Consider the following 14,628-nt stretch of genomic DNA (forward strand, 5'->3'; position numbering starts at 1 on the left):
GGGGACGAAAGATGTCCTTGAAAAATAAATTAAAGCGGATGAAAAATCACCTGAATGTGCCGGAAGCTGAAAAAAAGCCGGCAGCTTCACAACTTTCGGTCCCGGATATTCAAGTCCCATTTAGAGAAGAATGGGAGGCATTCGGAGTGAAGCCTTTCTTTTTTGAGGATGAATACTGTCTTATCCGCGAAACCGTCTATCCGCTTTCGCACCGTCACGGACGGTACAGCTTCAGTGAACTTGATGACGTCATGGCATTATGGAATAAAGGCGGTTTGACACATACTTTATCAGCAGAAGGATACGAAAAAAGCCAGCTGTTCTTCTTTGATACTGAAACGACCGGCCTCGGCGGCGGGGCCGGCAATATGATCTTTTTACTCGGTCATGCAAGAGTGTATGAAGACCGTGTCGCGGTTAAACAGCATCTGCTTCCTAAACCGGGAAACGAGACGGCTCTTTACAAAAGCTTTTTAAGTGAGGTTGACATTACGTCTCTTGTTACGTATAACGGAAAAGCCTTTGACTGGCCGCAGGTAAAAACTAGGCATACATTGCTGCGGGACAGGCTTCCGAAACTTCCTGACTTCGGACACTTTGATCTTCTGCACGGAGCGAGACGGCTTTGGAAACATAAATTAGAGCGTGTATCGCTTTCGGCGGTTGAAAATGAAGAGCTTGCTTTTAAAAGGGACGAAGACACCCCTGGTTATTTGGCGCCGATGCTGTATTTTCAATTTTTAAAGGCGGAGGACCCGGCTCTTTTAAAGGGAGTGCTCTCGCATAATGAACAAGATGTGCTTTCCCTCATCGCTCTTTACATCCATATGTCAAAAAAGATTTTTGCATCTTCTGATCAGACGTCAGAACGTCAGGAAGCATACGCCATGGCGAAATGGTTTATCGCTCATAAAGAAACCGATCGGGCTGTTTCACAGCTGGAAGCGCTGCAAGGCAAAGCCTTTGAAGATTCAGATCGGGCCCTTTTTGACTTAGCAATGCTTTATAAAAAACAAAACCGCAGGCAAGACGCCGTGCCCCTTTGGGAGAAACTGACGGGCTCTGATCTTCACATATGCAGACACCAATCAGCGGTAGAGCTGGCGATCTATTTTGAGCATCACGCAAAAGATTACAAAAAAGCGCTGCAGGCCGCGCAGCAGGCGGCAGAAGACGGGGAAATATCGGAAAAAGAAGCCGAGAAGCTCCATGTGAGAATTGCCCGGCTCAAGAGGAAATATTCCTCTTGAAATATTGCCCGGGAAAGCGCAAAAGCCGAGCTGTTTCGCCAAAAATATTTTTTTCTGAATCCGCATCGATTTTGTTGTAGAATGGTGCCGCATCTTGTAAAATAGCGTTAGTTATTTATAGGGGAGAGTTGGTATGTATAAAGGTGTTTTTTACTTGTTCTTTGTCGTGGTTTTTTTGATTGCGTTTGTGTTTTCGAATTTTAAAGACAGCTTGCTGACGCACTTTTAAATTGGGTGATTGAATTAGAACATGCACCCTCTTTTCTTCATAACCTAACAGTGTAATAAAAGTTAATGGAGAGGGGATTTAGCATGTTTCATCATCATTGTTGCAGACCAAACGTGATGCCGCCGATTGTCCATCCGACTCATTGCTGTGAACACCATTGTTTTTCTAACACAGTTGTGCCGCATATTCATCCGCAACATACAACTAACGTAAATCACCACAACTTTGAGCACGTTCATTACTATCCGCACACTTTTTCAAATGTTGACCCGACAACTCACCAGCATTTTCAGTGCGGAAGCCCTTGCTGCGATCATTAGTATTGAACGCTTAAGCAAGATCGGTTAGGATATCAGCAAATCAAAATGGGGCCCGATGGGGAGCCCCATTTTTTAAGCAGGTGATCAATTGAAAGTATTAGCCGTAACAGGATACAAGCCGTTTGAACTCGGGATTTTTAAACAGGATGACCGGGCGCTTGTTTATATAAAAAAGGCGATAGAAACCAGACTCAGAAGCTTTATTGACGAAGGCTTGGAATGGATTCTCATATCCGGACAGCTGGGGACTGAGCTTTGGGCGGCAGAAACGGCGTACGATCTCAGAGAAGAGTATCCGGAATTAAAGGTTGCCGTTATCACGCCTTTCTACGGCCAGGAGGAAAAGTGGAAGGAGCCGAATAAAGAAATGTATGAAGCGGTGCTTGCTCAGGCAGATTATGAGGAGAGCCTGACGCATCGGCCGTACGAAAGTCCGCTCCAATTCCGGCAGAAAAACGCGTTCTTTATTGAAAAGTCAGATGCGCTTTTGCTTTTATATGATCCTGAAATGGAAGGATCGCCGAAATATATGCTGCAGCAGGCAGAAAAACGCCGTGAAACAGACGGATATCCGATTTATTCGATTACGATGGATGATCTCCGTGCCGCCGTTGAAGAAGAAGATTTCTTTACATAACACGTCAGAGAATATTTGACAACGGGACGTGTTTCTGAATAAAATATAACATGATGATTCACGATATGAGGTGAAAAAGATGCTTGCTGATAAAGTAAAGCTTTCTGCGAAAGACATTTTGGAAAAAGAATTTAAAACAGGCGTTAGAGGTTACAGACAAGAAGACGTTGACAAATTTTTAGATATGATTATTAAGGATTATGAAACCTTTCATCAAGAAATTGAAGAACTGCAGCAAGAAAATCTGCAGCTGAAAAAACAGCTTGAAGAAGCAAGTAAAAAACAGCCGGTGCAGTCCAATACGACCAACTTTGACATTCTCAAAAGGCTGTCCAACCTTGAGAAACATGTATTCGGCAGCAAACTTTATGACGAATAAGGCAGATGCACTTGTCAAATGAGACAAGTTGCTTTATAATGAACAAGTGTTCTTAACGTTCGGGTAATCGCTGCAGATCATTGAATCTGTAGAGGAAAGTCCATGCTCGCACGGTGCTGAGATGCCCGTAGTGTTCGTGCCTAGCGAAGAAATAAGCTAGGGCAGCCTTGATAGGCTGACGGCAGGAAAAAAGCCTACGTCTCCGGATATGGCTGAGTATCCTTGAAAGTGCCACAGTGACGAAGTCTCATCAGAAATGGTGAGAGTGGAACGCGGTAAACCCCTCGAGCGAGAAACCCAAATTTTGGTAGGGGAACCTTCTTGAAGGAACTGAACAGATAGAAGGACAGAATACTTTCTGTAGATAGATGATTGCCGCCTGAGTACGAGGTGATGAGCCGATTGCAGTACGACGGAACAAAACATGGCTTACAGAACGTTAAACATTATTGATATGACAAATTAGAGCTCTCCTTAAAAGGGGAGCTTTTATCTTGAATGAAATGAAAGCTTAAAAGAGACAGGGTGATACGATGAAGAAGTACACACTAATAGCGACGGCGCCGATGGGAATCGAAGCGATCGTCGCCAAAGAAGTGCGTGATTTAGGTTATGAATGCAAAGTAGACAACGGAAAAGTCATCTTTGAAGGAGATGCGCTTGCGATCTGCCGCGCTAACTTATGGCTGCGGACGGCTGACCGCATCAAGGTACAGGTCGCCGAGTTTCAGGCGAAAACGTTTGATGAGCTGTTTGAAAAAACAAAAGCGATTGACTGGCGCGCGTACATTCCGGAAAACGCAAAGTTCCCCGTTATCGGAAAATCCGTGAAATCAGTGCTTGCCAGTGTGCCTGACTGCCAGCGGATCGTCAAAAAGGCGATAGCGGAAAAGCTGAAACTGCAATCAGGAAAACAAAATGAATGGATTGAAGAAACGGGACCCGAGTATAAGGTGGAGATTTCCCTTTTAAAAGATAAAGCCGTACTTACACTGGATTCATCAGGAACAGGCCTTCACAAACGGGGATACAGGGTTGATCAGGGAGGAGCTCCGATTAAAGAGACGCTCGCTGCCGCGTTAATTCAGTTAACCAACTGGACGCCTGACCGTCCGTTCGTCGATCCGTTCTGCGGTTCCGGCACGATCGCCATTGAAGCCGCTTTAATCGGACAAAACATTGCTCCCGGTTTTAACCGTGATTTTGTTTCAGAAGACTGGGAATGGATCGGAAAAGAACTGTGGGACAAGGCGCGTCTTGAAGTGGAAGAAAAGGCGAACTATGATCAGCCGCTGCAGATTTTTGCCAGTGATGTGGATCACCGGATGGTAAACATCGCCAAAGAAAACGCAGAAGAAGCGGGACTTGGGGACCTGATTGAATGCAAACAAATGCGGGTGCAGGATTTTACGACAAAACTCGAATTCGGCGTAATCGTCGGAAACCCTCCGTACGGCGAACGGCTCGGCGAAAAAAGGGAAGTCGAGCAGATGTATAAAGAAATGGGCCGGGCGTTTGAATCTCTTGATACATGGTCTGTCTACATGTTAACGTCAAATGAACAATTTGAAGAGGCCTACGGAAGAAAAGCAACCAAAAAACGGAAGCTTTTTAACGGTTTTATCAAAACGGATTATTATCAGTACTGGGCTAAAGTGCGGCCGCAGCGGAAAAAGCCGCAACAAAGAGAAGACGCCTGAAACAGCGTCTTCTCCGGCATCTTTACGTTTATTCTGCCATTACCAGCGGTGCGCTTTTGCGTTGCTCCGTAAAATAATGTTGGTCTGGGACATTTCGGTGTGGCCGTTCACTTGTGATTTAGAGCGTTTCGGCCGCGTCCAATTGTGATGAAACAATTCAGAATGCTGATCTAATCGATCTTTATAACTCATGTAACCATCACTCCCGGGTAGAATAAATTTGTGAAGATGGATATTCGATCGAATATCTGTTGTAGTTTGTGCAGGTCAGGTGAGGATCATTCAGAATGGCATGTATAGAAAGTGAAACATCGGCATAGAATGATGATTATTTCTATTTGAGAGGTGATCTTATTTTATGCTGAACAGCGAGCACTTCAGTAAAATACAAAAGGCGTTAGACGCAACTGCTTTCCGGCTGGAGGAAGCCGGAGCGGAGTTCGGTCCTTCCGCCATGACACACGCACAGGAAGAACTTGAAAATGCGGTAAAACATACACATTCAACAGACCATCCGTTCCTATGTACACATATCATTAACCGGAAATGATCATGACAAAAACTTGGCGAGGCCAAGTTTTTTTGTTGTATTGAAAAGGGTTAAATGATATTATAGATGGTCTGAATGCCGAATAGTTAGGGGTTGGAGTTGGGTGACAACATCACGTTTGCCTTTTGCTTTAACAAAAGAAAAGAATTTTTACGAAGAATTGAACAATTGGATTGGTGACGTGTTTTACGATATCCTTCCCGAGAAAGGCTTTGACCTTCGGGATGAGCAGGTATTTATGGCGTTTCAGCTTGAACGGGCATTTAAAGAGAAAAAGGTCATGTTCGCTGAGGCAGGAGTCGGTACGGGGAAAACGCTGGTGTATCTGCTGTTTGCCATCAGCTATGCCAGATATACGGGTAAACCGGCCATTATCGCATGCGCCGATGAAACGTTAATTGAACAGCTTGTCAAAAAAGAAGGCGACATTTCCAAGCTGACAGAACATTTGGATCTGCAGATTGATACACGGCTGTCCAAATCCCATGAGCAGTATCTGTGTCTGAAAAAGCTTGAGAAAACAATGCAGCGTTCTGATGATGAAAAGTGGCTGGATCTTTATGAGTCGCTGCCTTCATTCGTACACGAATCACAAGCGATGCAGCGCTTTTATCCGTACGGCGACCGCAAACAGTACGCTGATTTGACGAATGAAGAGTGGGCAGGCGTCAGCTATGATTCCTTCCAAGATTGTTTAACTTGTGATATGAGACATAGATGCGGTTTAACACTTTCAAGAGATCATTACAGAAAATCAACGGATCTGATTGTTTGCTCCCATGATTTCTACATGGAGCATGTATGGACGGAAGAATCACGTAAAAGGGAAGGACAGCTGCCGCTTCTGCCGGATCACAGCGCCGTCGTGTTTGATGAAGGACATCTGCTGGAATTCGCCGCGCAAAAAGCGTTAACCTATCGCGTGAAGCAGTCGACGCTTGAGCTGTTTTTAGAGCGTCTGCTTCAAAATGACATCAGAGAGGAATTCGCCGAACTGATTGAAGATGCCCTTGCCGCAAACGATGAGTTTTTCTATGTGCTGTCAGAGGAATCGAAGGAAATCGCCGGCTCTTACCGATTGGACATCCAAAACGACCAGCGTGTTAAGCGTGCGGCTGACGAACTGTGCCGTCTGCTCGATAAAATCGGTGAGGCGCTCGTATTTGAATCGGAAATGTATACGATTGATAAGTACGAGCTGTCAGTCGTAGAAGAATACGTCGAACAAATGGCATATTCGCTGTCGCTGTATCAAAAGGATGCCATCAGCTGGCTTGAAACGCGGGATACAGACTCAACGTTTGTCGTTATGCCGAGAACTGTAGCCGAAGTTTTGGGAGAAAAGGTCTTTTCTAAAAAGATTCCTTATATTTTCTCATCGGCCACTCTTTCTGAGGGCGGTTCATTTGATTATATCGCTGACAGCCTTGGAATCCGTGATCCTTTATCATTTACCGTTGAATCTCCGTACGATTACGAGGAGCAAATGTCTGTTGCGCTTCACGGTGATATGACGTCTGAGCAGAAAACAGCCGAAACGATTGAAACCATTAAGAAGAATGAAGGACGCACCCTCGTTCTTTTCCCTTCCTTTGAAGACATGAAGGAATTTAAAGAACAGGCTGCCGCGTGGGAGCTGCCGTATCCGATATACTACGAAGGTGACGAAGAGATCAGCAGTCTGGTCGAAAAATTCCAGCGGGATGAAGAATCCGTGCTTTGTTCCGTCCACTTATGGGAAGGTCTTGACATTCCCGGTGACTCGCTCCGGAATGTGACCATTTGGGCATTGCCGTATCCGCCTCATGATCCCGTGTTTACCGCAAAGCGGAACGGATCGAAAAAAGATCCGTTTGAGGAAGTTGATCTGCCGTACATGCTCTTGAGAGTCCGGCAGGGAATCGGCCGCCTCATCCGTTCTAATCAGGACAGCGGAACTATATCCATTTATGCGGGCGGAGAAAGTGAACGGGTATTGGACGAAGTCAAAACGATCTTGCCTGTTACACCGAAAATCGTATAAAAACAAAAGCTGCAGGATTCTTATCCTGCGGCTTTTTTAAATCCGGGAAGTTGACTTTATCACGGCATTCCATTAGCCTGTAATTGATAGTGAAAAGGGAGGGGAATGGATATGGATTTACATACATATGAAAAAGAGTTTTTTAATCTGTTAAAAAGAGTATCCCACTATGTCGAAGCCATTGCACTTATGCACTGGGACTTAAGAACGGGAGCCCCGAAAAAAGGCTCTGATGACCGGGCGGAAAGCATCGGACAGCTGTCGGCTGACGTTTTTCAAATCCAGACATCCGACCGGATGAAAGAGCTGATCGACATCCTTCTCGCGCATGCAGAAGAGCTCTCTGAAGATACAGTGAAAGCGGCGGAACTTGCGAAAAAAGATTATGATCATAATAAAAAAATTCCTGAAGATGAGTATAAAGAATATGTCATTTTAACATCGAAAGCTGAAACGGCTTGGGAGGATGCAAAGGCTGACTCTGATTTTTCTATGTTTGCTCCGTACCTTGAGAAGCTGATTGATTTTAATAAGCGGTTTATTTCGTATTGGGGCTATGAAGATCATCCATACAATGCATTGCTCGATATTTTCGAACCGGGTGTTACGGTAAAGGTGCTGGATCAGCTGTTTTCTGAATTGAAGGAAGCGATCATTCCGCTTATCAAAAAAGTGACGGCATCCGGCAATAAACCGGACACAGCCTTTATCACAAAAACGTTTCCGAAAGAACAACAAAGAGACCTCTCCTTGTATTTCTTAAAAGAGTTCGGGTATGATTTTGACGGCGGCCGCCTGGACGAGACGGTGCATCCGTTTGCGACGACAATCAACCGGGGCGATGTACGGGTGACGACCAGATATGACGAAAACGATTTCCGCACGGCGATTTTCGGAACGATTCATGAATGCGGGCATGCGATCTACGAGCAGAATATTGACGAAGCGCTGAGCGGAACGAACTTATCTGACGGTGCATCCATGGGAATTCATGAATCCCAATCGTTATTTTATGAAAACTTTATCGCCAGAAATCAACATTTCTGGACCGCCTATTATGAAAAAATGGTTGAGGCTTCGCCTGATCAATTTCAAGATGTGAAAAGAGAAGATTTTGTACGCGCTGTCAACGAGGCGAAACCGACCTTTATCCGAATTGAAGCCGATGAGCTGACGTATCCGCTTCACATTATTATCCGTTATGAAATTGAAAAAGCGATTTTCAGCAATGAAGTGACAGTGGAAGAACTGCCTGCATTGTGGAATCAAAAATATCATGATTATTTAGGCATTACGCCGCCATCTGACGCAAAAGGCATTTTGCAGGACGTACATTGGGCGGGCGGCGATTTCGGCTATTTCCCTTCCTATGCGCTCGGATATATGTATGCGGCACAGCTGAAGCATACCATGCTTGACGATCTGCCTGAATTTGATCAATTAATAGAACGGGGCGATTTTGAGCCGATTAAACAATGGCTGACAGAAAAGGTTCATCAGCACGGAAGACGCAAAATGCCGCTTGACATCATAAAAGATGCAACGGGAGAAGAGCTGAACGTTCAATATCTCATTGAGTATCTCGTCGGCAAATATTCAAATTTATATTTATAAACGAAACGCCCGGCATACACCGGGTGTTTTTCTAAAAATTCTAAAAACACGAATAATCGAAACCGATTCTTTGTAAAAGTTCGGAAATATTCAAATTTCACTATGCAAAAGAAGTGTATCTTGTTATAATTTGATTAATATCATACGAACACTCATATAATCGCGTGGATATGGCACGCAAGTTTCTACCGGTCACCGTAAATGTCCGACTATGAGTGAGCAATGGGACGGCTTTTATTCGGCCGTTACGTGTAGATCATTCGGCATTGCTTGCTCTTTTTATTGAGAGCGAGCAATGCTTTTTTTATTTTTTTATAAGCGGGGGTAATCATTGTGGAAGCATTAAAACGAAAAATAGCAGAAGACGGAATCGTTCTTTCTGATCAAGTGCTGAAAGTGGATTCTTTTTTAAACCATCAAATTGATCCGGTTCTTATGCAGCAGATCGGCCGGGAATTTGCGTGCCGTTTTGAAAAAGACGAGATAACCAAAATCGTCACAATTGAATCTTCGGGCATTGCCCCTGCGGTGATGGCCGGCCTTGAACTCGGCGTTCCCGTCATCTTTGCGAGAAAAAGGAAGTCTCTCACATTAACGGATGATCTGCTGACGGCGTCCGTCTATTCATTTACGAAAAAAACAGAAAGTCAGATTGCCGTCTCCGGAAATCATCTGTCGAAAGATGACCGCGTGTTAATCATTGACGACTTTTTAGCGAACGGACAGGCGGCAGAAGGACTTTTATCCATCGTAAAACAAGCAGGCGCAGCGGTTTGCGGGATCGGAATCGTCATTGAAAAGTCATTTCAGCCGGGAAGAGATGAGCTGGTGAAAAAAGGATGCCGGGTTGAATCGCTGGCGAGAATTCAATCGCTTGAAGACGGAAAAGTGACATTTGTACAGGAGGTCCGTTCATGAAAAACGGCTATGCCAAAACACTTTCCCTCGGTATCCAGCACGTGCTTGCCATGTATGCCGGCGCCGTCGTCGTTCCTTTAATTGTAGGAGCGGCATTGGGACTGAACGCAGAACAGCTGACATATCTCGTATCAATTGACATTTTTATGTGCGGGGCGGCTACGCTGCTTCAAGTATGGAGGAATAAATATTTCGGCATCGGCTTGCCCGTTGTGCTCGGCTGTACGTTCACCGCGGTAGCGCCGATTATTTCGATCGGTAAGGAATACGGGATTTCAGCCATTTACGGAAGCATTTTGGCATCGGGTCTGCTTGTCATTCTGCTGTCGTTTTTCTTTGGTAAGCTCGTATCCTTTTTCCCGCCTGTCGTAACCGGATCTGTCGTGACGATTATCGGGATGACCTTGATGCCGGTCGCGATGAATCATATTGCCGGCGGGGAAGGCAGCGAGGATTTCGGTGATCCGGCTAACCTTGCCCTCGGATTTACGGTGCTCGTCATCATCGTGCTGCTTTATCGGTTTACAAAAGGATTTTTGAAATCCATTTCGATTTTAATCGGCATTGTCATCGGGACGGCCATCGCGTATTTTATGGGAAAAGTGCAATTTGACAATGTGGCGAATGCTGATGCCATTCAAATGATTAAACCGTTTTACTTCGGGACGCCGACATTTCATGCGGCACCGATTATTACGATGTCCATCGTTGCCATTGTCAGCCTTGTTGAGTCAACCGGCGTCTATTTCGCTCTCGGTGACCTGACAAACCGGCGCCTGTCTGAACGTGATTTAGCAAAAGGCTACCGTGCGGAGGGCCTGGCGGTATTCATCAGCGGCATTTTCAATGCTTTTCCGTATACGGCCTATTCCCAAAACGTCGGCCTCGTGCAGCTGACAGGAATTAAGAAAAACGCGGTCATCGGTGTCACGGGCGCACTTTTAATGCTCTTCGGCCTTTTTCCGAAAATCGCAGCCTTCACGACCATCATCCCGTCTTCGGTACTGGGAGGCGCGATGGTGGCCATGTTCGGCATGGTCATTTCCTACGGCATTAAAATGCTCAGTCAAATTGACTTTAAAAAGCAGGAAAACCTTCTGATCGTCGCATGTTCGGTCGGATTGGGACTCGGTGTAACCGTCGTTCCCGATATGTTTAAGCACCTGCCGTCTTACTTAAATCTGCTGACCACAAACGGAATCGTCGCCGGAAGCTTTACCGCCGTCCTTTTGAATATTATTTATAATATGATTCCTAAAACGAAAAAAACCCTTGATGTGACAAGGGTTCAAGAGGGTTAGTTATCTGTTTTCTTTAAAATAACATCTTATTTTATCCAGATCGAGGATGCTTCCGAAAGTTTGCTGAACTTTTTGTGAGGCATCCTCTTTTTTTATTAGTTTCATTGTTTGAAAAGAAACTAAATTGAGTGATGCGGCATCCGCCTTATTTCGCGGAAAAACCGTCCCGGACTATATGTACGTGAACGAGTATCTTGTGCACGAATTCTTACAAAAGAGAGTAAAAGAAGGGAAAGCCCCTTCTTTTAATTAATCCATCCTTCAAAAGTTGCGCGATAGAACCCTTCGATTATCTCTACTTTCTTAAGGTAATATGTAACACCATTCTTAACAGTTGTATTTGGAATATCCCATCTATGAAGGTAATCCATTGTAAAAGAATCTTTGGTCGCTTGTGTCGAAATTTTTGTTTGAGTTGAGTCGATATTTGTATTACTAGGGCTAGATGCAAAAGCAGGGGCAGCGGAAACGAGTAAAGCGAGAGACAAGGCAAAACCAGTTAAAACTTTTTTTAATTTCATTTTTAACACTCCTTTGTTTTTTTGGTACAATTGTATTATTACATGCAATACAAAAATAACCAAGGGTTTTTTTGTTAATGTTTTGTGAGCGTGAATTTAGTTAGGAGCGATCCTTTCATTCACTGTTGCGGCTTATGTCAGGATATTGATAAGTATATAGAGAAAAAGAGTTGAATATTGCTGGCCTCTGGTGAACTTTAGATATTTCAATGCTTTTCCAACGGGGAAGATGTGATAGTAACTTAATCAATTGTACAAAAGTAAAAACTTTATTTAAAATGTTATAAATACGAATTTTCAATATAGGAGGTTATCTGATGGCAGAAAAGAAAAAAGCTTTAATCATTGTGGATGTACAAAAAGCCTTTGATGATAAAAAGTGGGGAGAACGAAATAACGTAAAGGCGGAAGAAAATATCAGCAAAATACTGAAATTATGGAGAGAAAAAGGATGGACAGTCATATACATACAACATACTTCTGATAAACCTGGTTCTTTATTTTATCCGAAAAATGAGGGGGTTGCTATAAAGGAAATCGTTAAACCTATGGATAAAGAAGTCATTATAACCAAAAAAGTAAACAGCAGCTTTATTGGGACTAATCTAGAAGAGCTTTTAAAAGCAAATGATATAACAACTGTCGTAATCACTGGCTTGACTACGCCGCACTGTGTTTCAACAACCACAAGGATGAGCGGTAATTTAGGATTTGATACATACCTGATTTCAGATGCAACAGCAGCCTTCGGAATGAGAGACCAAAATGATACATATTATGATGCAGAGACTATTCACAATATATCTCTGGCAACATTGCATGATGAATTTGCCACAATATTAACGACTGATCAATTAATCAATGATTTTATAAAAACAAACTGACTAACATTATGGCTAAGGGCGGCGGTGGATATAGGCGGCTGAAAAGCATATTCAGGCGCATACAAGGACCTCGTCGGAAAATACGGGGATTACCGACTCTTTTCATCGTCGCAATATCGATTGAAAAAGGCATCTGCTTCAGATGCTTTTTTTGTTTCTTGTAAACCGGTTTCGGTAAAAAATGATCGGCGGTTAACGGTCTGATTCGGCATCGGTTTTGAATAACAAAAGGCTTTACTAATCAGCGAATTATTCAAGATTTTTTGGCTTGTGCTGAGGCTCTTTGTTAAGACATTTTGGATCGATCACATTTTTAAGATCTTTGATGGTTAAAGGCTTACAGTCATCTTTTAATTCGTAACCTAATTGTCCATTAGCTTCTAAAGTGGCATATATATCGGATCAATTATTAAGGTCAGTGAAACTAAAAAAAGGGGACAGAGCCCCCTTCATATTCGTACCAGCGCTCAAAATTCCCATACCAGATTCCGTTCCATGATAAAACAATTATTGACACCGTCAAAATAGATATTTGGAACTTCTTTTCTGGAAAACAAACATGGAACAAAATGATCTGCTGCACAAGTTCTTAACCCTTAGTTTCTTTAATACAGAACATGTCAATAGTTTTTAATTTTGACACTTCTTTAATATAGAATTGAGAAAAATAATGTCTGGTTGAAAAAAGTAACATGTTAGCAATCATTTATTCTCTTATCGGCACGGTAACATACGGATTATTTTTAGTTGTTACTTAGAACAAACATTCCGCGTCATGAAAAATCAGCTTTTGTAGACGGCTGTCCAAGTGCCATCAGCACCATGGAAGGTGATGTTGTCTAAATAATAGGTGATTCCATTCCGGTAAATTGAAGTAGGATAATCAGGGCCGGAACCATTAAGTATGAACGTCGCCAAAGCAGATACTTCCTTCGTTTTACTTTCTGCAGAAGGTGTATCAGCAGGACCTGCGGCAAAAGCAGGGGCGGCAGAACAGAGTAAAGCGAGTGATAGGGCTGATCCGGCTAAAGCTTTTTTCATTTTCATTGTAAACACTCCTTTTCTTTTTTAATACAATTGTATTATTACATATTATGTTAAATAAGTACATGCTTATCTTTGTTAATTTTTTGTGAACAAACAGATAATCTATTTAAACGCAGAGATGAAATAAGTATGATGATGAAGCAATTATCATCTATAAAAATAAAATCAGGAAGTGGCTGATTTTCTCAAAAATCATCTACTCTTGCGAAATGAGGAGTTGCATGACATTTACAGAACGGGCGGTAGCTATTATCAAACAGATTCCTGAAGGAAAAGTGATGACGTATGGTCAAATTGCCGATCTTGCGGGAAGTCCGCGGGGAGCGAGGCAGGTTGTGAGGATTCTTCACTCCATGAGTAAAAAGCATCGTCTTCCTTGGCACAGGGTCATCAATGCAAAGGGCGAAATCGGATTGAGAGACGAAGAGATGTTTTCTGTACAGAAGCTGTCTCTTGAAGCTGAGGGGGTAGCGGTCACGTCAGACGGACGGATCGATCTCAATTTATACGTCCATGATCCGAATATGTAAAAAAACCTGCCGTATATCGGCAGGTTTTTCAGTTATATGCTGCGAGCCGGCCAGAAAGGTTTTGCCGGATATAAGGCCATTCCTCCCGAAGGATGGAGTAGTAGGCAGTATCTCTGAGGCCGCCGTCGACAGCCGGAATATGCGCGCGGCGGATTCCTTCAAATTGGGCACCGATCCGCAAAATCGCAGTCCGTGAGCGCTGATTGCGAACATCGGTTTTCAGTGTCACCCTGACAGCTTGCCACACGTCAAACGCATGGGTCAGCATCAGAAGTTTACATTCCGTATTGACACCGGTCCGCTGCACGGCAGAGGCATACCATGTGCTGCCGATCTCACACACTTCCGGAGCTGCATCTGTCGGCCGCGTAAACACTTCCACATCCATAAACCTCGTGCTTCCGACGATTCGGTCTGTTTCAAGACTCCGTACTGCAAAAGGCAATGCAAGTCTTTTTTCATAATCGGAAAGCGCGCGCTCAATATAACGCTTTGTTTCTTCGATTCCGTCAGGAACATGGGTGTAAGCGTAAGTCGTCCTATTTCCTGAAGCAGCTTCACAAAGTGCCTGAGTGTGATCAATCGTCATCGGCTCTAACTGAACGAGTGACCCTTTAAGAATGACGGGTTTCAGCATGCTTATCACAACCTTTTTTTATGAATGGGTCAAGTATAGTCGAACGGTTTATCACTCAAAAGGGCCAATTTTAAATTAAAATGGCATG

Annotated in this window: 16 protein-coding genes, 1 other RNA gene, 2 pseudogenes and 1 riboswitch; of the genes and pseudogenes, 14 read left to right on the forward strand and 5 right to left on the reverse strand. The window is 43.7% G+C overall.

Going from position 1 to position 14,628, the window contains the following annotated elements:
- Positions 1-11: 11 nt before the first annotated feature.
- The 7 genes and pseudogenes from ACWHAR_RS04020 (at position 12) to ACWHAR_RS04050 (ending at position 4,515) form a co-directional block, all read left to right on the forward strand.
- Entirely contained in the window at positions 12-1,250 is a 1,239-nt protein-coding gene (locus tag ACWHAR_RS04020) for a ribonuclease H-like domain-containing protein (protein WP_012117831.1), read from the forward strand.
- A 121-nt stretch (positions 1,251-1,371) separates the two neighbouring features.
- Positions 1,372-1,479 (forward strand): annotated as a pseudogene (locus tag ACWHAR_RS04025) (hypothetical protein); the annotation flags it as partial.
- 83 nt (positions 1,480-1,562) lie between these two features.
- Positions 1,563-1,799, forward strand: a complete 237-nt coding sequence (cotD, locus tag ACWHAR_RS04030; protein WP_003153539.1) for a spore coat protein CotD — start codon at positions 1,563-1,565, stop codon at positions 1,797-1,799.
- Between the two features lie 88 nt (positions 1,800-1,887).
- Positions 1,888-2,436: a DUF1273 domain-containing protein gene (locus tag ACWHAR_RS04035; protein ID WP_007409499.1), complete on the forward strand. Its 549-nt coding sequence runs from the start codon at positions 1,888-1,890 to the stop codon at positions 2,434-2,436.
- A gap of 79 nt (positions 2,437-2,515) precedes the next feature.
- Positions 2,516-2,815 (forward strand): cell division regulator GpsB, encoded by a 300-nt coding sequence (gpsB, locus tag ACWHAR_RS04040; RefSeq protein ID WP_003153541.1) that lies wholly within the window; start codon positions 2,516-2,518, stop codon positions 2,813-2,815.
- A gap of 55 nt (positions 2,816-2,870) precedes the next feature.
- An RNA gene (rnpB, locus tag ACWHAR_RS04045) (RNase P RNA component class B) lies at positions 2,871-3,252 on the forward strand.
- A gap of 96 nt (positions 3,253-3,348) precedes the next feature.
- The gene (locus ACWHAR_RS04050) at positions 3,349-4,515 is read left to right on the forward strand and encodes a THUMP domain-containing class I SAM-dependent RNA methyltransferase (protein ID WP_022553050.1); all 1,167 of its coding nucleotides are present in this window, start codon (positions 3,349-3,351) and stop codon (positions 4,513-4,515) included.
- 39 nt (positions 4,516-4,554) lie between these two features.
- Here the strand turns inward: ACWHAR_RS04050 and ACWHAR_RS04055 are convergent, their stop codons facing one another.
- Positions 4,555-4,707 (reverse strand): YpzG family protein, encoded by a 153-nt coding sequence (locus ACWHAR_RS04055; protein ID WP_003153548.1) that lies wholly within the window; start codon positions 4,705-4,707, stop codon positions 4,555-4,557.
- Between the two features lie 166 nt (positions 4,708-4,873).
- Here ACWHAR_RS04055 and ACWHAR_RS04060 point away from each other — a divergent pair, with 166 nt between their 5' ends.
- The 5 genes from ACWHAR_RS04060 (at position 4,874) to pbuX (ending at position 10,921) form a co-directional block, all read left to right on the forward strand.
- Positions 4,874-5,065, forward strand: a complete 192-nt coding sequence (locus tag ACWHAR_RS04060; RefSeq protein WP_003153550.1) for a hypothetical protein — start codon at positions 4,874-4,876, stop codon at positions 5,063-5,065.
- A gap of 103 nt (positions 5,066-5,168) precedes the next feature.
- Complete coding sequence (locus tag ACWHAR_RS04065) at positions 5,169-7,088, forward strand: ATP-dependent DNA helicase (protein WP_032873281.1); 1,920 nt, start codon at positions 5,169-5,171, stop codon at positions 7,086-7,088.
- A gap of 111 nt (positions 7,089-7,199) precedes the next feature.
- A complete protein-coding gene (locus ACWHAR_RS04070) occupies positions 7,200-8,702 on the forward strand; it encodes a carboxypeptidase M32 (protein WP_032873282.1) in 1,503 nt (500 codons plus the stop codon).
- A 132-nt stretch (positions 8,703-8,834) separates the two neighbouring features.
- Positions 8,835-8,934, forward strand: a riboswitch (purine riboswitch).
- Positions 8,935-9,035: 101 nt separating this feature from the next.
- Positions 9,036-9,620, forward strand: coding sequence for a xanthine phosphoribosyltransferase (xpt, locus tag ACWHAR_RS04075; RefSeq protein ID WP_032873285.1), 585 nt, complete (start codon positions 9,036-9,038; stop codon positions 9,618-9,620).
- Positions 9,617-10,921: a xanthine permease PbuX gene (pbuX, locus tag ACWHAR_RS04080; RefSeq protein ID WP_032873286.1), complete on the forward strand. Its 1,305-nt coding sequence runs from the start codon at positions 9,617-9,619 to the stop codon at positions 10,919-10,921. The genes xpt and pbuX overlap by 4 nt, the downstream gene beginning before the upstream one ends.
- Before the next feature lie 245 nt (positions 10,922-11,166).
- Here pbuX and ACWHAR_RS04085 read toward each other — a convergent pair whose 3' ends face one another.
- Entirely contained in the window at positions 11,167-11,442 is a 276-nt protein-coding gene (locus ACWHAR_RS04085) for a hypothetical protein (protein WP_032873289.1), read from the reverse strand.
- Between the two features lie 317 nt (positions 11,443-11,759).
- On the opposite strand from ACWHAR_RS04085, the gene ACWHAR_RS04090 reads away from it, so the two are divergent.
- Complete coding sequence (locus ACWHAR_RS04090) at positions 11,760-12,326, forward strand: cysteine hydrolase family protein (RefSeq protein ID WP_007612138.1); 567 nt, start codon at positions 11,760-11,762, stop codon at positions 12,324-12,326.
- Positions 12,327-12,575: 249 nt separating this feature from the next.
- On the opposite strand, the pseudogene ACWHAR_RS04095 reads toward ACWHAR_RS04090, so the two are convergent.
- A pseudogene (locus ACWHAR_RS04095) lies at positions 12,576-12,719 on the reverse strand (DUF421 domain-containing protein); the annotation flags it as partial.
- Positions 12,720-13,109: 390 nt separating this feature from the next.
- Positions 13,110-13,373: a hypothetical protein gene (locus tag ACWHAR_RS04100; protein WP_032866282.1), complete on the reverse strand. Its 264-nt coding sequence runs from the start codon at positions 13,371-13,373 to the stop codon at positions 13,110-13,112.
- 221 nt (positions 13,374-13,594) lie between these two features.
- On the opposite strand from ACWHAR_RS04100, the gene ACWHAR_RS04105 reads away from it, so the two are divergent.
- Entirely contained in the window at positions 13,595-13,903 is a 309-nt protein-coding gene (locus ACWHAR_RS04105) for an MGMT family protein (protein WP_007612133.1), read from the forward strand.
- 28 nt (positions 13,904-13,931) lie between these two features.
- Here the strand turns inward: ACWHAR_RS04105 and ACWHAR_RS04110 are convergent, their stop codons facing one another.
- Positions 13,932-14,540, reverse strand: a complete 609-nt coding sequence (locus ACWHAR_RS04110; protein WP_032873292.1) for a GNAT family N-acetyltransferase — start codon at positions 14,538-14,540, stop codon at positions 13,932-13,934.
- Positions 14,541-14,628 lie beyond the last annotated feature (88 nt).

This window comes from Bacillus sp. LR--39 (genome assembly GCF_053613335.1).